Source organism: Streptomyces xylophagus (assembly GCF_000716435.1).
In the GTDB taxonomy this organism is placed as follows: Bacteria; Actinomycetota; Actinomycetes; order Streptomycetales; family Streptomycetaceae; genus Streptomyces; species Streptomyces xylophagus.
Genome location: NZ_JNWO01000138.1, coordinates 1 through 470, shown reverse-complemented (window position 1 = coordinate 470; position 470 = coordinate 1). Strand labels below are relative to the sequence as shown.

The window sequence follows — 470 nt, the reverse complement described above, 5'->3', positions numbered from 1 at the left end:
TGGCCTTCACGAACGCCCGCGTAACGCCTGGCAGTTCCTTCGCCCACGCGATGTAATCGAAGTCGGCCCCACCATGCGGAGGGTATCGCTTGCGCGCCAGGATGCGCTCGCGGAGCTGATCGTCCGTCTCCTGATCCGCGCCCTGGCCGAGACCGACATCGTCAACGTTGACGGCCGTGAGATGCGCGATGTTCGTCGAGAGCGGTGCGCCGTAAGTTGTGTTGCCTGACTTACCTGCCACGTTGCACACGACTGGAATGGTCGCGCTCAGCGAATATTTTCCGATGTCTTTCGCGAGCGTCGACGTGAACTGAACGCCATCGCTGCGCGTGAAGACTGTCCCCTGTGCGACTGTCAGCGGCCAGGTGTCAGCCACCACGACCACATTGCCCTGCGAGTACGATGCGGGCTCTGTCTCTTATACACATCTCCGAGCCCACGAGACAGGCAGAAATCTCGTATGCCGTCTT

At 60.9% G+C, this 470-nt stretch carries 1 protein-coding gene; it reads right to left on the bottom strand.

The window, feature by feature from the left end; translation table 11 throughout:
- The coding region (locus tag OO70_RS53550) for a baseplate J/gp47 family protein (protein WP_234337164.1) at positions 1-376 on the bottom strand (376 nt) is incomplete at its 3' end.
- Between the last annotated feature and the right edge of the window lie 94 nt (positions 377-470).